5 protein-coding genes are annotated in these 24230 nt (G+C 74.6%); all 5 read right to left on the bottom strand.

Going from position 1 to position 24230, the window contains the following annotated elements; all coding sequences use genetic code 11:
* Positions 1–143 precede the first annotated feature (143 nt).
* From ISP_RS16835 to ISP_RS16815, 5 genes are read right to left on the bottom strand one after another with little or no spacing between them, the layout of a single operon-like run.
* Positions 144–1349 carry a cytochrome P450 gene (locus ISP_RS16835; protein ID WP_013224970.1) on the bottom strand — a complete coding sequence of 402 codons (1206 nt, stop codon included), beginning with the start codon at positions 1347–1349 and terminating at the stop codon, positions 144–146.
* On the bottom strand, positions 1346–2599 hold the full coding sequence (locus ISP_RS16830; protein WP_013224969.1) for an MFS transporter: 1254 nt from the start codon (positions 2597–2599) through the stop codon (positions 1346–1348). Before ISP_RS16830 ends, ISP_RS16835 begins: the two co-directional genes overlap by 4 nt.
* Positions 2596–22536 carry a non-ribosomal peptide synthase/polyketide synthase gene (locus ISP_RS16825; RefSeq protein ID WP_013224968.1) on the bottom strand — a complete coding sequence of 6647 codons (19941 nt, stop codon included), beginning with the start codon at positions 22534–22536 and terminating at the stop codon, positions 2596–2598. Before ISP_RS16825 ends, ISP_RS16830 begins: the two co-directional genes overlap by 4 nt.
* A 50-nt stretch (positions 22537–22586) precedes the next feature.
* On the bottom strand, positions 22587–23945 hold the full coding sequence (locus ISP_RS16820; RefSeq protein WP_230468796.1) for a serine hydrolase domain-containing protein: 1359 nt from the start codon (positions 23943–23945) through the stop codon (positions 22587–22589).
* Between the two features lie 53 nt (positions 23946–23998).
* Complete coding sequence (locus ISP_RS16815) at positions 23999–24199, bottom strand: MbtH family protein (RefSeq protein WP_013224966.1); 201 nt, start codon at positions 24197–24199, stop codon at positions 23999–24001.
* Between the last annotated feature and the right edge of the window lie 31 nt (positions 24200–24230).

Below are 24230 nucleotides of genomic sequence, written 5' to 3'. Positions count from 1 at the left end.
GACCCGTTCCTCGCCCTGGGGCGCAGAACCACCACATCGTGATCCACGGTTCGTCCGAGCAGAGCACGACGTCCACGACCTGCCGAACAGCCACCACAAAGGCGCGGCGCACCCGCGGAAACCCGTGCGTGCGCCGCGGCCGGTCAGGCCCGCTCCACGGCCAGCGGCAGATGCCTGACGCTCACGATCACCGACGGGTTCTGGAACACCACCGGAGCGTCCGTCGCGACCGCCAGGTCCCGGTACCGCTCGAACAGCACCTCGAACGCGATCCGGCCCTCCAGCCGCGCCAGCGGCGCGCCGAAGCAGAAGTGGATGCCGTGGCCGAAGGTCAGGTGCGGGTTGGGGGTCCGCGCCGGGTCGAACGCGTCCGGCCGGTCGAAGAACGCCGGATCCCGGTTGGCCGCCGCCAGGTCCGCCATCACGATCGAGTTCTCCGGGATGCGGTGGCCGCCCAGCTGGAGCTCGGCGGTCGTGCGGCGGCCCAGCTCGGGGAACGGCGGCAGCAGCCGGAGCACTTCCTCGAGCGCCGCCGGCAGGCCGGCCGGCGAGGACCGCAGCGCCGCCGCCGCGGCCGGGTTGCGGTCGAACGTCACGATCGCGTTGCCCAGCAGCGCGGTCGTCGTGATGTGGCCCGCGATCAGCAGCAGCGCGACGAACCCCACGATCTCCTGGTCCTCGAGGCGCTCGCCGTTGAACTCCGCCTCCACCAGCCGGCTCGTCAGGCCCGGGCCGGGGTGGGCGCGGTGGTGCCGGATGTGGTCGAGGATGTAGGCGTTCATCTCGCGGATCGTCGGGGCGATCGCGTCGAGGGCGCGCTGGATGTCCGCCATGTCGGCCGACTCACCCAGCTGGTCGCCGCTGAAGAGGACCTGGGCCCAGCGGGTGAACAGCGGGCGGTCCGCCACCGGGACTCCGAGCAGCTCCGCGATCACGATGATCGGCAGCGGGTAGGCGAGCGCGTCGACGACGTCGAAGCGGGACTCCCCGGCGACCTCGTCGAGCAGTTCCCCGGCGATGGCCCGGATCCGCGGCTCGAGGCCGGCCACCACCCGCGGGGTGAACGCCTGGCTGACCAGGGTGCGCAGCTTGCGGTGGTCCGGCGGGTCCATCCCGACGAAGTTGCCCTTGCGGAAGGTCTCGAAGTCCTCCTGGACCGGGGTGAGCCCGCTGAAGTCCGACGAGAACACCGCCGGGTCGGACAGCACGCGGGAGACGCCCGGGTGGTCGAGCACCCGCCACAGCCCCCGCTCTTCGTCGTGGTGCACCGGGCCGCGCTCGCGCAGCTCGGCCGAGCGCGCCAGCAGGTCTTCGAAGGCGAAGGCGACGCCCGATTCCTGGGTGGTCATGACGTTTTCTCCTCGGTGGTCGTCGGCTCGGGTGCGGGGACGAGGGTGTCGCTGCGGGGGAACCGGCGCAGCGTCGGGCTGACCGTGACGACGAGGGTCACCAGGGCGATCCCCGCGGCGCACAGCACGACCGCGCCGGTGCCGGGGAACGCCTGGACCACCAGGCCGCCGAAGGCCGGCCCGGTCGCCGCGGACACCCCGCCGATCACGCCCATCACGCTGGTCAGCCGGCCGCGCAGCCGGTCCGGGGTGAGCAGCAGCTGGTAGGTCCCGATCGTCGTGTTGGCGGTCGGCGGGAGCAGGGCCATGGCGACGAACAGCGCGCCCAGCAGGTAGCCGTCGTGGATCACGGCCGCCAGCGGGGTCAGCAGGGTCAGCACCCAGAACACGCTCATGATCGACATGTAGGGGCTGAGCCGTCGCTGCAGGGAGGGCGCGATCAGCGACCCCACGACCCCGCCGACCCCGAGCATCGCGGCCATCACGCCGATCTCGCCCGAGGTGACGCCCCGCTCCTTGGCCAGCACGATGATGACGATGTAGTAGGCGCTGAAGAAGAAGTTCAGGCTGACCGCGCACGCCACCGTGACGCGCACGTGCCGTTCGCTCCACACCCAGCGCAGCCCCTCGGCCATCTCCCGGCCGAGGTGCCCGCCCTCCAGCCGGGCGGCCTCGCGGCGCGGCGCCCGGACGAAGGTCAGCGCGACCAGCGAGATCAGGTGCAGGAGCACGTCGAAGGCGAACGGGACGGCCCGCCCGATGCCGTAGAGGAACCCGCCGACCGCGGTGCCCGAGAGCTGCCCGAGCGCGCCGCGCGCGGAGTTCATCGCCAGGGCCGTGGGCAGCTGGGCCGGGGGCACCACCCCGGCCAGCATCGCGCCTTCGGCCGGGCCGAACAGCGACCGGCAGCAGCCCATGACCGCCGCGACCGCGATCAGGTGGGGGATGCGCACAACGTCCCACCAGATCGCCGCCACCAGGCTCGCCACCGCCACCGCGTACGCCGCTTCGCAGCCGAGCAGGATCTTCTTGCGGTCCCACCGGTCCGCCAGCGCGCCCGCGGGGAGCCCGGCGACCAGCTGGGCCATCGCGTCCACGCCGAGCACCAGCCCGGACAGCGCCGGCGAGCCGGTCACCGCCAGCACCAGCAGCGGCAGCGCGATCATCGACGCGCTGAACCCGGCCTCCGACAGCGCCTGGCTGCCCCACAGCAGCCCGTAGTTGCGGTTGCGCGAAAGCCGCGTGGTCACCGCCGCTCCTTCCGGCGGGCCGGGGCCTGGCAGTCGGCGGCGATCCGCCGCAGGGCGCCCGCGAAGTCGCCGGCCACCGCTTCGACGGTCCGCCGGTCGTGCCGGCCGGGCTGGTAGATCAGCGAGAACACGAGCTCGCCGTCCTGGACCGCGCCGACCAGGTCGAGCAGGTGCGGGTGGTGCTCGGCCGGGTCGTGGTCGCGCCCGAGCGAACCGCGGACGGCGGCGTAGAGGCTTTCGGACGTCGTCCCGGCGCCCCCGGAGCCGTCCCACTGGCCCAGGTAGTTGAACGAGATCTCCGGCTGCGGCCCGGTTTCCGCGAGCTGCTTCCGGACGTCCGGGTCGCCGAGGTGGCGGAGGGCGCCGTAGCCGAACCCGTTGCCGGGCATGGCCCGCAGCTGCTTGCGGACGGACTTGACGAGCGTCCGCCAGTCGGGGGTGCCGGTGTCTTCGACGGACAGCGCGACCGGGAACAGCGTGGTGAACCAGCCGACGGTCCGGTTGAGGTCGACGCCGTCGAGGATGTCCTCGCGGCCGTGGCCCTCCAGGGCGATCGACACGTCCGGGCGCCCGGTCCACCGGGCCAGCGCCCAGGCCAGCGCGGTCAGGAGGACGTCGTTGACGCGCGTGCGGTAGGCCGACGGCGCCGACCGCAGCAGGGCGTCGGTGTCGCCGGCGTCCAGGGCCACGGTGACTTCCGCGGTGCCGGTGGGAGTGCCGGTGCCGGTGCCGTCGTGGTCCACCGGCAGCGCGCCCGAGGCGGGCAGTCCGGTCCAGTACGCCCGTTCGTCGTCGAAGCCGCCGGCGCGGACGTGGTCACGCAGGCGGTGCGCCCAGTCCCGGAACGACGTCGTCCGCGGGCCGATGTCGATCGGGACGTCGCGGGCGGCCTGGCGGTAGGCGGTGTCGAGGTCGTCGAGCAGGATCCGCCAGGAGACGGCGTCGACCACGACGTGGTGGGCGGCCAGGAACAGCCGCGGCCGCCACGCCGGATCGGCGGTGACCAGGACGGCCGCCAGCAGCGGGCCTTGCGCGAGGTCGAACCCGGCGTGGACGGTGTCGGCGATCCGCTCCAGCGCGGCCGCCCGGCCGGACGCGGGTATGGCGGTCAGGTCCTCGCGGTGCAGCACGGGCACCGGCTCGACGCCGGCGTTGTGCTGGCGCCAGCCCTCTTCGGTGCGGGTGAACCGCATGCGCAGGGCGTCGTGGTGGGTCCACACCGCGGCCAGCGCCCGCTCGAGCGCGCCGGCGTCGAAGCCGTCGGCGAGCTCGACCAGCATCGACTGGTTGAAGTGGTGCGGGTTGACGGTGTGGGTGGCGAAGAACCAGTCCTGGATCGGGGTCAGCGGGACCTCGCCGACCACCGGCCCGTCCGCCGCCGCTTCCTCGGCCACCGCGACGGCTTCGGGAGCCAGCGCGGCGACGGTCTGGTGCAGGAAGATGTCCTTTGTGGACACCCGCAGCCCGGCCTGCCGGGCCCGGGACACGACCTGCATGCTGAGGATGGAATCGCCGCCCAGCTCGAAGAAGTTGTCGGCGGTGCCGACCCGGTCCAGGCCGAGGACCTGGGCCCAGATCTCGCAGAGCGCGCGCTCGGCCGGGGTCACCGGCTCGACGTGGCGGGCGGCAGGCTCCGCCGCGGCGGCGACCACGGGCAGGGCGCGGCGGTCGACCTTGCCGCTCGGCCCGAGCGGCAGCGCGGGCAGCTCCAGCATGGCCGAGGGCACCAGGTGCCCGGGCACCGACCGGCTCAGGAACTCGCGCAGTTCGCCGGCACCGACCGGGTCGGTCCCCGGTTCGGCGACGAAGCAGGCGACCAGGCGCTTGTGGCCCGACTCGTCCTGCTGGACGGCGGCCACCGCGGCGGCGACGCCGGGGTGGCGGGTCAGCGCCGCCTCGACTTCGCCGAGTTCGATGCGGAAGCCGCGGACCTTGACCTGGTCGTCGGCCCGGCCGGTGAACTCCAGTTGCCCGCCGGCGGTCCACCGGACGACGTCGCCGGTGCGGTACATCCGCTCCCCCGGCGCGCCGAAGGGGTTGGCGGTGAACCGGTCGGCGGTCAGGCCCGGCCGGTCGAGGTAGCCGCGGGCCAGGCTCGGCCCGGCGACGTACAGCTCGCCGGGCACGCCGACCGGCACCGGCTGGAGCGCGGCGTCGAGCACGTAGCCGCGGGTGTTCGGGATGGGACGCCCGATGGGGGGCGGCGTGCCCGGTCGCAGGGGGTCGCTCCAGGTCGCGACGATCGTCGACTCGGTGGGGCCGTAGGCGTTGATCATCCGCCGGCCGGGTGCCCACCGGTCGACGAGCTCCGCCGGGCAGGCGTCGCCGCCGACGACCAGCGTGCGCAGGTCCGGCAGGTCGGTGGCGGGCACGGTGGCCAGCGCGGCGGGCGGGATCAGGGTGTGGGTGATCCGGTGGGCGGCAAGGAACTCGGCGAGGGGTTCGCCCAGCAACGGCTCGGGCGGGACGACGACGAGCGCGGCGCCACTGGGCAGGGCCAGGCAGAGCTCCAGGATGGAGGCGTCGAAGCTGGGCGACGAGTAGGCCAGGACCCGGTCCCCTTCGGTGACCTGGAGGTGGTCGGCTTCGGCGGCGGCGAAGGAGGCCAGCCCGGCGTGGGTGACGACCACGCCCTTGGGACGGCCGGTGGAGCCCGAGGTGTAGATGACGTAGGCCGGGTGCTCCGGCCGGACGGCGACGGGCGGGAACGGCTCGGCCGGCTCGCCACCGGACACCGGCCCGGCGCCCGACAGCCCCGAAACCACCGGCTCGGCCGGCTCGCCACCGGACAACTCCGGGCCGTCGAGTGTCAGCACCTCCACCCCCTCCGGCACCGGGGGTGCCAAGCCCTCCAGCGTCAGGACCAGGGCCGGGCGGGCGTCGGCGAGCATGAACGTGATGCGCTCGATCGGGTAAGTCGGGTCGACCGGCAGGAACGCCCCGCCCGCCTTCAGGACCGCGAGCTGCGCCACCACGATCTCCACCGACCGCGGCAGGGCCAGTGCGACGATCCGCTCCGGGCCGATGCCGCGCCCGGCCAGGACCCGCGCCAACCGGGACGCGCGGCCCTCCAGCTCGGCGTAGGTGAGGGACTCGCCCGCGATGACCGCCGGTGCGTCCGGCGTCCGCCGCGCGCGGGCCGCCACCAGCTCGGGCAGCGTGTGCGGCTCCACCGGAACCGCCGTGTCGTTCCAGGTGCCCAGGACCAGTTCGCGCTCGGCCGCGCCGATCAGCGGCAGCCGGGCCAGCGGCCGGTCCGGGTCGTCCGCGACGCCCGCCAGCAGGACGCCCAGGTGCGTGGCCAGCCGATCGATCGTGGCCGCGTCGAACAGGTCCGTGTTGTAGGTCAGCGCCGCGCGCAGGACTCCGCCGTCCGGCTGGAACTCCAGCGTCAGGTCGAAGTTCGCCGCCGTCGCCGGCTGCGGGAGCTCCTCGGTCTCCAGACCCGGCAGCCGGGTCGCTTCGCGCGGGCTGTTCTGCAGCACCACCATCACCTGGAACAGCGGCGTGCGGCTCGGGTCACGGCCGGGCTGCACCGCGTCGACGACCCGGTCGAACGGCAGGTCCTGGTGGTCGAACGCCGCCCGGACGCCCGTCGCGACCTCGTCGAGGAACGCCGTGAACGCCAGGTCCGGGCGGACCCGCGAGCGCAGCACCAGCGTGTTGACGAAGAACCCGACGAGCCCTTCGAGTTCGGGGCGTTCCCGGCCGGAGGTGACCGTGCCGACGGCCACGTCGTCCTGGCCGGCCCAGCGGCCGAGCAGCACCTGGCACGCGGCGACGAGGGTGGTGAACAGGGTCGTCTCGCGCTGCCGGCTCACCTGCTCCAGCCGCGCGGTCACCGCCGCCGGGACGACGATCTCGCGGGTCGCGCCGCGGGTGGTGCGCACCGGCGGCCGGGGCCGGTCGGTGGGCAGCTCCAGCGGGGTGAGGTCGCGCAGGCGCTCGGCCCAGTAGTCGACCTGGCCGGCCAGCACCCGCTCGGCGAGCCGGCCGCGCTGCCAGGCCGCGAAGTCCGCGTACTGCACCGGCAGCGGCGGCAGGTCCGCCGGTTCGCCGCGCAACGCCGCCGCGTAGAACGCACCGACCTCCTCGGCGATGAGCCCGTTCGACCAGCCGTCGGTGACGATGTGGTGCACCGCCACGGTCAGCACGTGCTCCTCCGGCGCGAGCCGGATCAGCTTGGCCCGCAACAACGGCCCTGCGCTGAGGTCGAAGGGCTGTTCGCCGTCGGCACGCAGGATGTTCGCGAGCTCCTCCTCGCGAGCGTCGACGACCGGCAGCGGAACCGGCGACGGCGGGTGCACGACCTGGACGCCGTGGCCGTCGGCCGAGCCGAACGTGGTGCGCAGCGGTTCGTGCCGGGCGACCAGCGCGGTGAACGCCTCGGCGAGCGCGCCGACGTCCAGTGCACCGCGCAGGCGCACCGCGGAACTGGTGACGTACTCGGTGCCGCCCGGCTCGAACTCGTCGAGGAACCACAGGCGCTGCTGGGCGAAGGACTGCGGCAGCTCGCCGTCCCGGGGCACGGCCGGGATCGGGTCCTGCGCGGTGGCCCCGACCGTTTCGATCGCGGCGGCGAGGCGGGACACCGTCGGGTGCGCGAACACCGCCCGCGGCGACAGCGACACGCCGCATTCGGCCAGCAGCCGGGACACCAGCCGGATGCTCAGGATCGAGTCGCCGCCGAGCTCGAAGAAGTTGTCCTGCGCGCCGACCCGGTCGACGCCGAGCAGCCGCTGCCAGATCCCGGCGACGGCGCGCTGGGTCGCGGTGGCCAGTTCGGCGTAGGGCCGCTGTGACGTCACCGGGCCGTCCGGGGCGGGCAGCGCCCGGCGGTCGACCTTTCCGTTGCGGTTCAACGGAAGCGCGGCCAGCACCAGCACGACGGCGGGCACCATGTACTCGGGCAGGGCCGCGGCCGCGTGGCCGCGCAACGCGGCGGAGTCCGCGGTCCGGCCGGCGGCGAGGACGACGTGCGCGATCAGCCGCCGCGTGCCGGCGGCGTCCGTGTGGATGGTCGCGACCGCCTGGGCGACCGCCGGGTGGGCGGCCAGCACGGCCTCCACTTCGGCGAGCTCGATCCGGAACCCGCGCAGCTTGACCTGGTCGTCGGAGCGGCCGAGGAACACCAGCTCGCCGTCGGGACCGCGCCGGACGACGTCGCCGGTGCGGTACATCCGCTCCCCCGGCGCGCCGAACGGGTCGGGCACGAACCGCTCGGCGGTCAGGCCGGGCCGGCCGAGGTAGCCGCGGGCCAGGCCCGCACCGGCCAGGCAGAGTTCGCCGGGCGCCCCGGCGGGCAGCGGGCGCAGCTCGGCGTCCAGCACGTACGCACGCATGCCGTCGAGCGGACGGCCGATCGGCACCGGCTCGGGCACGCCCGCCCCGCCGGTCATCCGGAACGACGTGGCGAAGGTGGTCGTTTCGGTGGGGCCGTAGCCGTCGACCACGACGAGGCCAGGGCACGCGGCTTGGACCGCGCGGACCACGGCGGGCGGGACGACGTCGCCGCCGGTCCACACCTCGCGCAGGCCGCGCAGGCCGTCCGGGGCGTCCTGGGCGAGCAGCCGGAAGAGCCCGGCGGTCAGCCACGCCGCCGTCACCCCGTGCGCGGAAACCGCGCGCCGCAACGATTCCACGGTCAGGTCGGGCCCGTCGGGCAAGACCGTCGCGCCGCCGTTGAGCAGCGGGACCCACAGTTCGTAGGTGGAGGCGTCGAAGGCCAGCGGCGAGTGCGCGAGCACCCGGGTGTGGGCGCCGCCGGCGAACCGGCCGTCCTGGGCCAGCGCGGTGATGTCGCGGTGGCGCACGGCGACCCCCTTGGGGACGCCGGTGGAGCCGGAGGTGTACATGACGTAGGCGAGGTTTTCGGGCACCACCGAAGCGTCCGGCGCGGTGCGCGAGCGCTGCTCGCCCACGGTCAGTACCGGTCCACTGTGGACGGCTTCGGCGGTCGGCACCCAGGTGTCGCCGGAAACCACGACCGACACCCCGGCCTCGGCGAGCACGGCCCGCAGCCGCTCGTGCGGCGCCCGGGTGTCCAGCGGCACGTAGGCCGCACCCGCCTTCAGCACGGCGAGTTCGGCGACGACGTGCTCGACCGAGGGCTCCAGCAGCAGCCCGATCCGGTCCTCGACGGCAACACCGAGGTCGGCCAGCCGCGCGGCCAGGTGGTTCGCCCGCTCGTCGAGGTCGGCGTAGGTCAGGGTCCGGTCGCCGGCGAGCACGGCGACGGCGTCCGGACGGCGCCGCACCTGGTCGGCGAACAGCGCGGGCACCGTGGACGGCGTCCCGGCGGCGCCCGGGCCGTGGGCGTCCGCGAGCACCCGGGCGCGCTCGGCGGCGTCGACCCACGGCACCCGGGCCAGCGGCCGGTCCGGGTCCGCGGTGACGGCGTCGAGCAGCCGGACCAGCCGGTCGGTCAGGGCCGCGGTGGTGGCCCGGTCGAACAGCGCCGGGTCGTAGGCGAGGTCGAGGGCGAGGCCTTCGTCGAGGGACGCGCGCAGGCACAGCGGGAAGTTCGTGGCGTCGGCCGAGGCGACCTCGACGACCCGGGGCGCGCCCGCGGTGGCGGGTTCGCTGATCGGGTAGTTCTCGAACACGACCATGCTGTCGAACAGGTTCTGCCCCGCCGGGACGTCGCTGAGCGGGCGCAGCCGGGCCAGCGACACGAAGTCGTGGTCGCGGGCCTCGCTCTGGGCCGCCTGCAGCTGCCCGAGCCAGCGCGCGACCGGCTGGGTGCCGTCCACGCGGACGCGGGTCGGGATGGTGTTGATGAACAGCCCGATCATGGTTTCCACGCCGGCCAGGTCGGCCGGGCGGCCGGAGACGGTGGTGCCGAAGACGACATCACGGTCACCGGAGAGCATGGCCAGCAGCAACGCCCAGCCGCCCTGCACGACGGTGTTGACGGTGAGGCCGCGGGTCCGGGCGAACTCCCGCAGCCGCAGGGTCGCGGCCGGGGGCAGCTCGATCCGGACCGAATCGGTGGACCGGGACTGGTGCGCCTCGGCCGGCGGGCGGTCGTAGGGCAACGCGGTCGGGGCGTCGAAGCCGGCCAGGGTGTCCCGCCAGAACGCGTCGGCCGCGGCCTGGTCGCGGCCGGCCAGCCAGCCGAGGTAGTCGCGGTACGGGCGCCGGGTGACCAGGGCCGGGCGGACGCCGGCGGTCGCGGCGGCGTACTGCTCGCAGGCCTCGGCGAAGACCTGCGCGGAGCTCCAGCCGTCGAACAGCACGTGGTGGGAGGTCCACACGAGGTCGACCTCGTCGCCGGGCAGTGCCCCGATCGTCAGCCGGGTCAGCGGGGCCCGGGTCAGGTCGAACGGGACGGCCCGGTCGGCCGCCAGGGCGTCCCGCAGGGCGGTTTCGCGCTCGGCCGGGCCGAGGTCGCGCCAGTCGTGGTGGGTGACCGGCAGGGTCGCGGCGCGGTCCACCACCTGCACGGGCTCTTCGACACCCGTCCAGACCAGCCGGGTGCGCAGCACCGGGGTCCGGTCGACGACCCGCTGCCAGGCCGCGGCGAGCGCGGCGGGGTCGGCGACGCCGGCGAGGCGGATGCGGACCTGCTCGAAGTAGGCCGGGGAGCCGTCGTCGACCAGGGTGTGGAACACCATCCCGGCCTGCAGCGGGGTCAGCGGGTAGACGTCCTCGACCGCGCGGCCGTCGCCGGCCACGGTGTCCAGTTCGGCCGCGCTCAGCCGGGCCAGCGGGAAGTCCGACGGCGTCCGGCCGCCGGCGTCCGGGCCGGCGCAGTGCGCGACGATTTCGCGCAGGGCCGTGAGGACCTGCTCGGCGAGCCCGCGCACGGTGTCTTCGCGGTGCACGCCCGGGGCGTAGGTCCAGGCGAGTTCGAGCCGGCCGCCGTCGACGATGCCGACGACGTCCAGGAGGGCCGTGCGCGGCCGCGCGGGGTCGATGTCGTCGCCGAGCTCGCCGCCCCAGCCGCGGTACAGCCCGTCGTCGCCGCCGGCGGCGGTCCACTGCCCGTGGTAGTTCAGGGAAATCTGCGGCACCGGGTCGTCGTGCCGCCGCAGCGCGCCGTAGCCGAGACCCTTGCCGGGGACGGCTCGCAGCTGCTCCTTGACGGCCTTCAAGGTCGATCCCCAGTTTTCGGTCGCGGGGAGGGTGAGCGCGACCGGGAACTCGGCGGTGAACCAGCCGACCGTGCGGGACAGGTCGAGGTCGTCGAAGATTTCCTCGCGGCCGTGCCCTTCCAAACCGACGAGGACGCGTTCGCGGCCGGTCCAGCGGGCCAGTACCCGGCCGAGCGCGCCGAGCAGGACGTCGTTGATCTGCGTGCGGTAGACCTCGGGGACCTGGTGCAGCAGGGCGTCGGTGGTGGCGGGGTCCAGGCGGACGGTGACCGTGCGGGCACTTCCGGCGGTGTTCTCCCCCGTCGCGTCCACCGGCAGGTCCGGGTCGACTCCGTCGAGCGCTTCGGTCCAGTACGGTTGTTCGGCGTCGAACGCGTGCCCCGCGAGGCGGTCCGCCCAGCGGAGGAAGCTGACCGGCGCCGGGCCGAGGTCGGTCGGCTGCCCGGAAACCACCTGGCGGTAGGCGGTTTCCAGGTCGTCGAAGAGGATGCGCCAGGACACGCCGTCGACCACCAGGTGGTGGACGACCAGCAGCAACCCCGGTGCCTGCCCGGGAGCGGTGATCAGCGCGGCCGCGACGAGCGGGCCGCCCTCGACCCGCAGCGCCGCCCGAGCCTCGGCCGCGACCGTGCTGATGTCCCCACCGGACACGTGCCGCAGCGCCGGGATTGCCGCGTCGGGCCGGAACTCCTGCCGCCACCCGTCGCCGGTGCGGGTGAACCGGGTGCGCAGGGCGTCGTGGCGGCCCAGCACCGCGGCCAGCGCGGTTTCGAGCGCGGGGAGCTCGACGTCGGGGTCGAGTTCGGCGAGCGTGGACATCGTGAAGTGGTCGTGGTGGCCGGTTTCGAAGAACCACCGCTGGATCGGCGTGAGGGGCGCCGAGCCGGTGAACCCGGCTTCGGGTTCGGTGGCCGCTTCGGTGCCGGCGACGAGCGCGAGCTCGGCGATGCTCTGGTGGCGGAAGACGTCCCGGGACGTCAGGCGCAGGCCGTGGCGCCGGGCCCGCGAGACGACCTGGATGCTGAGGATGGAATCCCCGCCCATGGCGAAGAAGTTGTCGTCGACCCCCGGCTCCGCGACGCCGAGGACCTCGGCCCAGATCTCCGCCAGCAGCCGTTCGGTGCCGGTGCGCGGAGCGGTCCGGCCCTCGGCCGGGGCCGGGTCGACGGCGGGCGCGGGCAGCGCGCGGCGGTCGACCTTGCCGCTGGTGGCCAGCGGCAGCCGGTCCAGGGGAACGAACACCGACGGCACCAGGTGGTCGGGCAGGGTCGACTTCAGCGCCGTCCGCAGCCGGGCCGGGTCCGCGGCGGAGCCGTCGGCGGAGACGACGTAGGCGACGAGCCGGGCGTGGCCGTCGTCGTGGCGGGCGACGACAACCGTGTCGGCGACCTCGGGCAGGGCGCGCAGTGCCGCCTCGACCTCGCCGGGCTCGACCCGGAAACCGCGGATCTTGACCTGGTCGTCGACGCGGCCCAGGTATTCCAGGTACCCCTCGGCGGTCCAGCGGGCCCGGTCGCCGGTGGCGTACATCCGGCTGCCGGGCGGGCCGAAGGGGCTGGCGGGGAAGCGGTCCGCCGTCAGCCCGGGCCGGTTGAGGTAGCCGCGGGCCAGCTGGACACCGGCCAGGTGCAGTTCGCCGGGCACGCCGATCGGTGCCGGGCGCAGCCGGTCGTCCAGGACGTAGGCCCGCACGTTCCCGAGCGGGCGGCCGATCACCTCGCGCGCGGTCTCGCCGATCCGGCAGAGGGTGGCGTCGACGGTGCACTCGGTGGGGCCGTAGAGGTTGAACGCGGTGACGCCGTCGAGGTCGCTCAGGTCGCGCCACAGCGCTTCGCCGACGGCTTCCCCGCCGACCAGCAGCACCGGCGGCCGGTGGTCGCCGAGCCCGGCGTCCAGCAGGTGCCGGACGAACGACGGCGTCGAGTTGACCAGATCGATCCCGTGGCGGGCCACGTATCCGGCCAGCACGCCCGGATCGAGCCGGGTCTCGGCGTCGATCACGTGCAGCTCGTGCCCGGCCGTGAGCATCAGCAGCACGGTCTCCCAGGACGCGTCGAACGAGAAGGCCGCGGTCAGCGCCACCCGCAGCCGGTCCTTCCCGGCCGCGGCGGTGAACCGGCCGGCGTGGTCGACGGCGAAGTTGGCCAGGGCGCGGTGTTCGACGAGCACCCCCTTCGGGGTGCCGGTGGAACCGGAGGTGTAGATCGCATAAGCGGCGTGATCCGGGGTCAACGGCGCCAGCCGGTCGGCGTCGGTGAGGTTCGTGTCCGCTTCTTCGGCGACGACGGGCTCGGTGAGGACCAGCACCGGCCGGGCGTCGGCCAGCAGCGCTTCCCGCCGCCGCGCGGGCAGCTCCGGGTCCAGCGGCAGGTGTACCGCGCCGGCCTTGAGGACGGCGAGCATCGTGACGACCAGGTCGGCCGAGCGCGGCAGGGCGACCGCCACCAGCCGCTCGGGCCCGGCACCGCGGGCGACGAGCGCCCGCGCGGCCCGGTTGGCGCGGGCGTTCAGCTCCGCGAAGGTCAGCGTCGTGTCGCCGTCGACCAGCGCGGTCGCGTGCGGGGTGCGGGCGGCCTGGGCCTCGAACAGCTCGACGACGGTCGTGTCCGGCACCGGCCGGCCGGTCGCGTTCCACGTCTCGACGACGAGGTCGCGTTCGGCGGCGGGCAGCAGCGCCAGCGCGTCGACCGGCCGGTCCGGGTCGGCCACGACGGCGGTGAGCAGCACCGTGAGGTGCTCGGCGAACCGCCGCATCGTCGCCGCGTCGAACAGGTCGGTGTTGTAGTTCAGCAGGCCGCGCAGCCCGTCGGGCCGCTCCTCGAACTCGACGCTCAGGTCGAATCCCGCGGTGGTCATCGGCAGCGTCAGTTCCCCGGCGGTGAGCCCGGCGAGGGCGGGCAGCCGGTTGCCGGCGTTCTGCAGGGTCACCAGCACCTCGAACAGCGGGGTGCGGCTCGGGTCGCGGTCGGGGCTCAGCTCGTCGACGATCCGCTCGAACGGCACTTCCTGGTGGGCGAACGCGTCCAGCACCGTCCGGCGGACGGCGCCGAGCAGCTCGCCGAAGCCCCGCCGACCGTCCACTCGGGACCGCAGCACGACGGTGTTGACGAAGAGGCCGACGAGGTCCTGGACCTCCGGGTGGTCGCGCCCCGAGGTCACCGTGCCGACGGCGACGTCGTCCTGGCCGGACCAGCGGCGCAGCACCAGCTGGCAGGCCGCCACGAGCGCGGTGAACAGCGTCGTGTCGCGGTCGTGGCTCAGCCGGCGCAGCCCGGCGAGGCCCTCGGCGCCGAGGGCGAACTCGTGCTCGGCGCCGTTCGACGTCCGGGTGGCCGGGCGCGGGCGGTCGGTCGGCAGGTCCAGCGGGCGCAGGCCGTCGAGCTCGTGGCGCCAGAAGCCGAGCTGCTCGTCGAGGAAGGCACCGGTGAGGCGCTCGCGCTGCCACGCCGCGAAGTCCGCGTACTGGACGGGCAGCGCCGGCAGGGCGATCCGCTCGTCGCCGTAGAGGGTGGCCAGCTCGCCGATGAGGACGCCCATCGACCAGCCGTCGGTGATGATGTGGTGCAGGGACAGCACGAGCGCGTGGTCGTCCGCGGCCAGCCGGACGAGCCGCGCCCGCAGCAGCGGGCCCCGGGCGAGGTCGAACGGCCGGGCCAGGTCCTCGGCCAGCAGCCGCCGCAGGTCCTCCTCCGCCGCCGGGCCGTCGACGTCGGTGAGATCGGTGAGGTCGGTGACCGGCAGCGCGAGCTGCCACGGCTCCCCCACGACCTGGCGGGGGCGGCCGTCGACGGCCGGGAACGTGGTGCGCAGCGATTCGTGCCGGGCGATCAGCGTGGTGAGCGCGCGGCCGAGCGCGTCGGGCCGCAGGGCGCCGCGCAGCCGCACGCCGAAGACCGTGACGTGGTCGGTGCTTCCGGGCGCAAAGTCGTCGAGGAACCACAGGCGCTGCTGGGCGAAGGACAGCGGCAGCTCGGCATCGCGGGCCACCGGGGTGATCGCCGCGGTCAGCGGCGTGGCGGACGCGGCGGGCAGCGCGGCCGCCAGGCCGGCCACCGTCGGGTGGTCGAACACCGTGCGCGGGGAGACTTCGACGCCGAAGGCCTCCCGCAGCGCGGAGGTGAACCGGATGCTGAGGATGGAATCCCCGCCCAGCTCGAAGAAGTGGCCGTCGGCCCCGACGCGCTCCAAGCCGAGCGTGGCGGCCAGCACCGCCGCGACCGTGCGTTCGGTTTCGGTGCGGGGTTCGGCGAACCCGGCGCTTTCCGGTCCCGCCGCGGCGGGGGCCGGCAGCGCGCGCTGGTCGAGCTTTCCGTTGCGGGTCAACGGCAGTTCGTCGAGCATGACGAACGCCGAGGGCACCATGTAGTCCGGCAGCGAGCGGCCCAGGTGCTCGCGCAGCCGCGCGGTGCTCGGCGGCTCGTCCGGCGTCGCCGCGACGACGTAGGCGACCAGCCGCTTGCGGCCGGGCTCGTCTTCGCGCGCCAGTACCGCGGCCGAGCCGACGTCGGTCAGGGCGAGCAGGGTGGCCTCGATCTCGCCCGGCTCGATCCGGAAGCCGCGGATCTTCACCTGGTGGTCGGCGCGGCCGTGGTAGCGCAGGGCACCCTCGCGGGTGCGGGACACCCGGTCGCCGGACCGGTACATCCGGGACCCGGGCGCGCCGAACGGGTCGGCGACGAACCGGGCGGCGGTCAGCCCCGGCCGGCCGAGGTAGCCGCGGGCCAGGCCGTCGCCGGCGACGTAGAGCTCGCCGGGCACCCCGGCCGGGACCGGGTTCAGGTCCGCGTCGAGGACGTACCCGCGCAGGTCGGGCAGGGCGGTGCCGATGAGTCCCGGCGCGTCCACTGTGTCCCTGTCGGACACGAGGTCGTGGTGGGTGACGTGCACGGTGGTTTCGGTGATGCCGTACATGTTCACCAGCCGCGGCGCGCGGTCGCCGTGACGGGCGAACCAGCCGGCCAGCCGGCGCGCGTCCAGGGCCTCGCCGCCGAAGATCACGTACCGCAGCGAAAGCCGGCCACCGGCTCCAGGGTCGTCTTCGTCGGCCCGGATGAGCTGGTAGAACGCCGACGGCGTCTGGTTGAGCACCGTGACACCCTCGTCGGCCAGCAGGCGCAGGAACTCCCGCGGCGAACGGGACACCGAGTGCGGCACGACGACGAGCCGGCCGCCGTGCAGCAGCGGGCCCCAGATCTCCCAGACGGAGAAGTCGAACGCGTAGGAGTGGAACAGCGTCCAGACATCGCGCGAGCCGAACTCGAACCGACCGGCGGTGGCGGCGAACAGGCGGGTGACGTTGCGGTGCGGGATCACCACGCCCTTGGGCAGCCCGGTCGAGCCGGAGGTGTAGATGACGTAGGCGGGGTGGTCGGGCGTGCAGCGCAGCGGCGGATCGGTGTCCGGGCCCGTTTCCACGTCTACGTCTTCCGGTGCGAGGACGGCGACGGGGTCGGTGTCGGCGCACATCCGCTCGACGCGTTCGGCCGGGGTGGCCGGGTCGATCGGCAGGTAGGCGGCGCCGGCCTTGAGTACGGCGAGGATCGCGACGACCTGCTCGGGCGAGCGCGGCAGGCGCAGCGCGACGAACCGCTCGGGCCCGGCGCCGAGCTCGATCAGCCGGTGCGCCAGCCGGTTCGCCCGCGCGTTGAGCTCGGCGTAGGTCAGGCAGCCGCCGTCGCCGGTGAGCGCGACCGCGTCCGGGTTCGCCGCCACCTGGGCGGCGAACAGCTCGGTGATGGTCGGCGCGGGCAACGAGGCGATCTCGGCCGCGACCAGCTGAGCGCGGTCGCCGTCCGACAGCCACGGCAGCCGGGCGATCGGGCGGTCCGGGTTCTCGGCGATCCCGAGCAGCAGGGTCTCCAGCCGGGCCGCCATGGCGGCCGCGGTTTCCTCGTCGAACAGCGCCGGGTCGGTCCCGAGCTCGAAGCCCAGTTGCCGGTCGACGTAGGCGCGCAGGGTGACCGGGAAGGTGGTCTCGTCGAGGGCGGTCACCTCGCGCAGGGTGACGCCCGCCTGCGCGGCGGCGTTCTCGTCGAAGGGGTAGTTCTCGAACGCGACCATGCTGTCGAACAGGTTCTCCCCCGGCGGGACGTCGCTGAGGGCGCGCAGCTTCCCGAGCGCGAGGAAGTCGTAGCGCCGGGCCTGGTTCTGTTCGTCCTGCAACCGCTGCAGCCACGGCAGCACCCGCTCGCCGCGGTCGATCCGGGTCCGGGTCGGGATGGTGTTGATGAACATCCCGATCATGGTCTCCACGCCCGGCAGGTCGTCGGGGCGGCCGGAGACGGTGGTGCCGAAGACGACGTCGGACTCGCCGCTGGAGTGGGCCAGCAGCAGCGCCCACGCGCCCTGCACGAGGGTGTTGACGGTCAGGCCGTGGCGCCGGGCCACCTCCCGCAGCCGGGCAGTGTCCTCTGTGGACAAATTGGCGCGGACCGTGCGCGACGAGCGCGTCCGGTGCGCCTGCGCCGGGGACCGGTCCCACGGCAGCGGGGTCGGGGCGGCGAAGCCGGAAAGCACCGCGCGCCAGTGGTCTTCGGCCGCGGTGCCGTCCTGGGCGGCGAGCCAGCCGAGGTAGTCGCGGAACGGCCGGTGCGCCGGCACCCGCGGGATCCGGTGCTCGGTGATCGCGGCGTACTGCTCGCACACCTCGGTGAAGATCTGGGCCAGGCTCCAGCCGTCGAGCACGATGTGGTGGGAGGTCCACATCAGCAGCACGCGGTCGTGGGTCAGCGCGACGATCGCCAGCCGCATCAGCGGCGCGGTGGTGAGATCCAGGCCCGTGGCGGCGTCGCCGGCCGAGAGCCGGTCCAGCTGGGCGGTCTGCTCGGCTTCGGACAGGCCACGCCAGTCGTGGCGGGTGATCGGGACGACCGCCCGGTGCCGCACGACCTGCAGGGGGTCCTCGACGCCCTCCCAGACGAGTTCGGTCCGCAGGACCGGGGTGCGGTCGGCGACCTGCTGCCAGGCCTGCGCGAACGCGTCGGGGTCGCGAACACCGTCCAGGAGCATCCGCGCCTGGTCGACGTAGGCGTCGGCGGTGGGATCGAGCAGGCTGTCACATCCGGGGCTCCGCCCCGGGCCGGGGGCTCCGCCACCCGGACCCCCCGCAAAAAGGCTGTGGAACAGCATGCCCGCCTGCAGCGGGGTCAACGGGTAGATGTCGTCGACGGTGCGGCCGTCACCGACGAGTCTGTCTACAGTGGATTGATCGAGCCGGGCCAGCGGGAAGTCCGACGGCGTGCGGCCGCCGCTGCCCGGTCGTGCGCAGTGGGCGACGATCTCCTGCAGCCCGGCGAGCATCGCCTCGGCCAGCTCCCGGACGGTGTCCTCGTCGTTGACCTGGTCGGAGTAGGACCACGTCAGCGACAGCGCGCCGGACTCGACGACGCCGGTGACGTCCAGCTGGTAGGTGCTCGCCTCCTCCGGGGCGATGTCGGCGCCCGGGCTGTCGTGCCGGCCGCGGAACAGCCCGTCCGCGCCGGCCTGGGCGTCCCAGCGGCCGTGGTAGTTGAAGCAGATCTGCGGCAGCGGGAACGCCTGCAGCGCGTGTCCCGGCGCGCCGGGCTCGCCGAGGTACCGCAGGGCTTCGTAGCTCAAGCCGCGGCGCGGGACGGCCCGCAGCTGCTCCTTGACCGCCTTGAGGGTGGCGCCCCAGTCCCCCGACGGCGGCAGGTCGAGCGCCACCGGGAACTGCGTGGTGAACCAGCCGATGGTGCGGGAAAGGTCGACGCCGTCGAGGACGTCCTCGCGGCCGTGTCCCTCGAGGGCGATCAGGACACCGTCTTCCCGCGTGCGGTCGGCCAGTGCGCGCCCGAGGGCGCTCAGCAGCACGTCGTTGACCTGGGTCCGGTAGGTGGCGGGGACGCGGTGGAGCAGCGCGTCGGTCTCCTCGGCGCCGAGGGTCACGGTCAGCGTGCGGGTGGAGCCGGTGGTGCCGGCCCCCGCGTGGTCGGCCGCCAGCGCCGCCGGGACCCGGCGCGCCACCCGCGTCCAGTGCTCGAGGTCGTCGTCGAACGCCCCGGAACGGACGTGCTGCTCCAGCAGGTGTGCCCACTGGGTGAAGGGCGTGGCGGTGGCGGCGAGCCGGACCGGCGCGCCGGAGACGACCTGGCCGTAGGCGGTTTCGAGGTCGCCGAGCAGCAGCCGCAGCGAAACGCCGTCGGCCACCAGGTGGTGCACGGCCAGGAACAGCAGCGGCGGCCGGGTGCCGCGGGCGAGCAGCGCCGCGCCGGCCAGGGTGCCGGTCGCCGGGTCCAGGCCGGCGCGCACCTGCGCGGCCGCGGCCTCGATGCCGGCGCGCTGCCCGGCGTCGCCGAGCGAGGACAGGTCCCGGATCCGCAGGACGCCGGTCGGCGGCTCCGGCGTCACCTCCTGCCGCCACTGCCCGTCGACGGTGAAGAACCGGGTCCGCAGGGCCTCGTGGTGGGCGACGATCGCGTCGAGGGCGGTCCGCAGCGCCTGCTGGTCGACGTCGTGGGGCAGCTCGAGCAGCTGCGACATGGTGAAGTGGGCCAGCGGCCCGTGGGTGGCGAAGAACCAGTGCTGGATCGGGGTGAGCGGGGCCGGGCCGGCGATCGGCCCCGCCGCCGGGCTCGGCACCGCGGCGGTCCGCACCGCGGTCGCGAGCCCGGCGATGGTCTGGTGCAGGAAGATGTCCCGCGAGGTGAGCCGCAGGCCGGCCTGGCGGGCCTGGGCGACCACCTGGATGCTGAGGATCGAGTCGCCGCCGAGGCCGAAGAAGTTGTCCTCGACGCCGATGCGGTCGTTGCCGAGCACCTCGGACCAGATCGCCACCAGCTGGTGCTCGACGGCGGTGCGCGCGGGCACGTAGGCGTGGCCGCTGTCCGCCGGGGCGTCGGGTGCGGGAAGCGCCCGCCGGTCGACTTTGCCTTGCGGGGTCAGGGGAATCGCGTCGATCGGGACGAACGCCGAGGGCACCAGGTAGTCCGGCAGCGTGGCCCGCAGGGCGGCGCGCAGTTCGTCGGCCGTGGGCGGCACCGGCCCGGCACCGACGACGTAGGCGACCAGCCGGGCGTGCCCGCCGTCGGGCCGGTGGGCGACCACGACGGCCGCGGTGACCTCGGGCAGGCGGACCAGCGCGGCCTCGACCTCGCCCGGCTCGACCCGGAACCCGCGGATCTTCACCTGGTCGTCGAGCCGGCCCAGGTACTCCAGCTGCCCGTCCGCGGTCCAGCGGACCCGGTCGCCGGTGCGGTACATCCGCTCGCCCGGTGCGCCGAACGGATGGGCGACGAAGCTCCCGGCCGTCCGGCCCGGGCGCCCGAGGTAGCCGCGGGCGAGCTGCGCCCCGGCCAGGCACAGCTCGCCGGGCACGCCGGCGGGGACCAGCCGCAGGTCCTGGTCGACGACGTAGGCGCGGGTGTTGGCCAGCGGGCGGCCCAGCACCGGACGCGTCGTTTCGCCGACCCGGCACGAGACGGCGTCCACGGTGTACTCGGTCGGGCCGTAGAAGTTGTGCGCCACGGTCACTTCGGCGTCGGCCAGTTCGCGCCAGAGCTTTTCGTCGAGGGCTTCGCCGCCGAGCATGAGGCTCTTGGGCCGGTGGCGCGGGTCGGTCAGCAACCCGGCGGGGATCAGCCGGCGCAGGTAGGTCGGGGTGAGGTCGAGGAAGTCGATCCGGTGTTCGGCGATGTGGCCGACGAGGGCGTGGGCGTCGAGCCGGACGTCGTCGCCGATCAGGTGCAGCTCGTGGCCGTCGGCCATGAGCAGCGGGCCTTCCAGGGACGTGTCGAACGACAGCGTGGCGGTCAGCGCGACCCGCAGCCGCCGTCCGGGCGCGGCGAAGTCGTGGCGGTGGTTGAAGAGCAGGTTGGTGAGGTTGCGGTGCGGGACCGCCACGCCCTTCGGGCGGCCGGTCGACCCGGACGTGTAGATGACGTAGGCCGTGTTGTCCGGCCGCAGCGGCGCGGCACGATCGGCGTCGGTGAGGTCCGCGGCGGAGTACTCGCTCAGCGCGGCCACGGTTTCCGGGGCAGCGAGCACGAGCCCGGGGACGGAGGTGGCGGGGCCGTCGTCGCGGGTGACGACGAGCGTGGCGCCGGCGTCCCGCCGCAGCAGCTCCTTCCGGTCGGCGGGCAACGCCGGGTCGATCGGCAGGTACACCGCACCCGCCTTCAGCACCGCCAGGAAGGCCACGATCGCCTCGGCCGTGCGCGGCAGCTCGAGCGCCACCACCCGCTCGGGGCCGGCGCCCAGCGCGACGAGGTGGCGGGCCAGGCGGTTGGCGAGGGCGTTGAGCTCGGCGAAGCTCAGCGCGATTTCCCCGGCGACGAGCGCGGTTTCGTCCGGGCTGCGCTGGGCCTGCGACTCGAACAGCTCGGTGACGGTGGCCGCGGGCACGTCCAGCGCGGTCGCGTTCCACTCGGTGAGCAGCCGGGTTTCCTCACCGGTGGTGAGCAGCGGCAGCTCTCCGACCGGGCGCCGCGCGTCGGCGGCGATCGCGGTCAGCAGCACGGTGAGGTGCTCGCCCAGCGCGACGGCGGTCCGCGCGTCGAACAGGTCGGTGTTGTACTCCAGCGAGCCTTCGAGCGCGTCCGCGGACGGCTGGAACTCGACGGTGAGGTCGAAGTTGGCGGCGCGGCGGGCCACCTCGACCGGCTCGGCCGTCAGCCCGGCGAAGTCCATCGGCGCGCCCGCGCTCCCGTGCAGCAGCACCATCGCGTCGAACAGCGGGTTGCGGCTGGCGTCGCGGTCGAGGCGCAGCGCTTCGACGAGCTTTTCGAACGGGGCTTCGGCGTGCTCGAAGGATTCCAGCACGGTCGTGCGGACGGCGTCGAGGAAGGTCCCGAACGCCGCGGTGCGGTCCACAGCGGACCGGATGACGACGGTGTCGACGAAGAACCCGACCGTGCGCTGCAGTTCGGGGCGGTTCCGGCCGGACACCACGGTGCCGACGGCGATGTCGTCGCGGCCGGTGTAGCGGGCGAACAGCACCTGGCAGGCCGCGACCAGCACGGTGTAGAGCGTGGTGTCGTGGGTCCGGGCCAGCTCGGCCAGCCCGGCCGCGACGCCGGCGGGGACGCTGAAGTGGTGCACGGCACCGGCCGTCGTGCGCACGGCCGGGCGCGGCCGGTCGGACGGCAGGTCCAGGGGTTCGACGCCGGCCAGCTGGGTCGTCCAGTAGGCGAGGTGCCGGTCCAGCGCCGGCCCGGCGAGCCGGTTCCGCTGCCACACGGCGAAATCGGCGTACTGGACCGCCGGCTCGGGCAGCTCGGCGGCTTCGCCCCGGACGGCGGCCGCGTACAGCGCGGCGAGCTCGCCGACCAGGATGCCCATCGACTCGCCGTCGGTGACGATGTGGTGGGCGGTGACCAGCAGGACGTGGTGCTCCTCGGCGACCCGCACCAGCAGCAGCCGCACCAGCGGGCCGCGGCGGAGGTCGAACGACCGGCCGTACTCCGCCTCCAGCACCTCGTCCAGATCGGCCGGCCGCAGCGCGGGGTCGGTGGTCAGGTCGACCGTCCGCACCGGGATCTCCGGAGCGGCGTGGACGACCTGCACCGGGGTGCCGCCGGCGTCGTCGATGGTCGTGCGCAGGGATTCGTGCCGGGCCACCAGCCGGGCGAGCGCGCCGGTCAGCGCGCTCGTGTCGAGCGGCCCGGTCAGCCGCAGCGCCACCGCGCTGTTGTACTCCGCGTCCCCCGGGCGGAACTCGTCGAGGAACCACAGCCGCTGCTGGGCGAACGACAGCGGCAGGGCGTTCTCCCGCGGCGCCCGGCCGATGACGTCGGAGCGCTCCGCCCGGCCGGCCAGCCGGCGCTTGAGCGTCTCCCGCAGTTCCGCGGGCAGCGCGTCGATGCGGCTCTTCCTCGAGGTGGTCATCGCTTTCGTGTCCTTACAACAGAAGTCGGGTGGTGCAGGGTGGCGGGAGATCAGGAGGCGCGGCGGCGGCGCCGGGCGACGCGGCCCCCGGCCTGCATGGCGCTGACGGTGCCGGTGGCCGGGTCGGTCAGGAAGCGGCCGCCGATGATCCGGCGCCCGGTGCCGGGTTCGCGCACCGAGAACGACCCGTCGCGCAGCAGCGCCAGCTCCGGGTAGACCTCGCCGTCGACGACGAGCACGGCGCCGCCGTCCGCGCGGACGTCCACCTGGTACTCCAGGTCGCCGTTGGTGTAGCGGCCGGTCAGGTCGGCGGCCGGGCGCGCGGCCCGGTCGAAGTCGCGGGGCAGCTCGTAGTCGCCGACCGGCAGGCCGTCGGCGCGCAGCGCCGCGACCAGGTCCGTCCACAGCGCCGAGCCGGTGCTCCCGTTGGTGGTGAGCGCGACGACCCGGCCGTGCTCGGCGTCGATCCGCAGGTGGCAGGAGGTGCCGTCGGCGGTGCCGTCGTGGCCGGTCCAGTCCGCGTCGGCACCGCGGTAGCCGGCCAGGCCGAGCCCCCAAGCGTCGGCCAGCCCGAACGGCTCCGCCCCCGGCACCGGGCGGCGCATCAGGTCGATCAGGTCCGCCGGCAGCGGGCCCTCGCCGCCGCAGCACATCAGGCCGAACGCGACGAGGTCCTCGGCGCTCAGCGCGAGGGCCCCGGCCGCGGCCTCGGCTGGGGTCAGGGTCTGCGCGACCGGCCGGGCGCGGCCGGTCGCCGCGTGCACGGCGTGCCCGCTGACGTGCGCCCTGGTCCGGCGCCGGGCGCCCGGCTCCACGACGAACGCGGCGTCGATGCCGAGTTCGCCGAGCAGCATCGTGTCCATCGCCTCCCACCAGCTCATGCCGGTGATGGCCTCGACCACGTAGCCGGTGAGGACGTAGCCGACGTTGGAGTAGGAGAAGCCCAGCCCGGGCGGCTGGACGAGCCCGGCGTCGCGGCAGGCCCGCAGGTACCGGCGAGCCGAGCCGCCCCCGTCCGCGGCGGCACCGAGCGCGGCCGGCAGCCCGCCGGTGTGGCTGAGCACCTGCCCCACGGTGGGTCTGCCGACCTGGGGCCCGAGGCCGTCGAGGTGCTCGCCGAGCGGGTCGTCCGGGTCGAGGTCGCCGTCGGCGACGAGCAGCATCGCCAGTGCCGCGGTGAACGCCTTGGTGATGGACCCGACCGGGAACTTCGCCTCGGCGGTGATCTCGCCTGCCGTGGCCGACGCGGTCCGGCCGCCGTCGTGGACGACCAGCTGGGCGGCCGGGACGCCGTGTTTGTGGGCGAGCCCCGCGAGCAGCCGCTGGAGGCGGCCGCCGGCGGGCGACCGCGGGTCCGGGACGTCCCGGACCACGGGTATGGACTGGGAAAACGTCGAAGGTGAGGGCATCAGGGGGGACCTTCCGCGTCGGTTCGGTGGGACGGGCGGGGTGCGCCGCCGGCTCAGCCGTCGGCGGCCATCTGCCGCTGCAGGCTCAGCGGCCGCATGTCGGTCCACACCTCGTCGACGTGGTCCATGCACTCCTGGCGGCCGCCGCGGAAGCCGTCGGCGCGCCACCCCGCGGGTACCTCGTTGGCCACCGGCCACAGCGAGTACTGGCCCTCGTCGTTCACCAGCACCTGGAATTCGGCGTCGTCCTGCATGGGTTTTTCACCTTTCCGGTAAGGGTTTTCG

This window comes from Amycolatopsis mediterranei (assembly GCF_026017845.1).
GTDB classification, from domain to species: Bacteria; Actinomycetota; Actinomycetes; order Mycobacteriales; family Pseudonocardiaceae; genus Amycolatopsis; species Amycolatopsis mediterranei.
This window is presented reverse-complemented; position numbering and strand designations above follow the sequence as displayed.

What these genes read in the sequence shown, in the direction of transcription:
- ISP_RS16835 (WP_013224970.1), bottom strand. Translation starts at nt 1,349, where the DNA reads ATGACCACCCAGGAATCGGGCGTCGCCTTCGCCTTCGAAGACCTGCTG.
- ISP_RS16825 (WP_013224968.1), bottom strand. Translation starts at nt 22,536, where the DNA reads ATGACCACCTCGAGGAAGAGCCGCATCGACGCGCTGCCCGCGGAACTG.
- ISP_RS16815 (WP_013224966.1), bottom strand. Translation starts at nt 24,199, where the DNA reads ATGCAGGACGACGCCGAATTCCAGGTGCTGGTGAACGACGAGGGCCAG.
- ISP_RS16820 (WP_230468796.1), bottom strand. Translation starts at nt 23,945, where the DNA reads ATGCCCTCACCTTCGACGTTTTCCCAGTCCATACCCGTGGTCCGGGAC.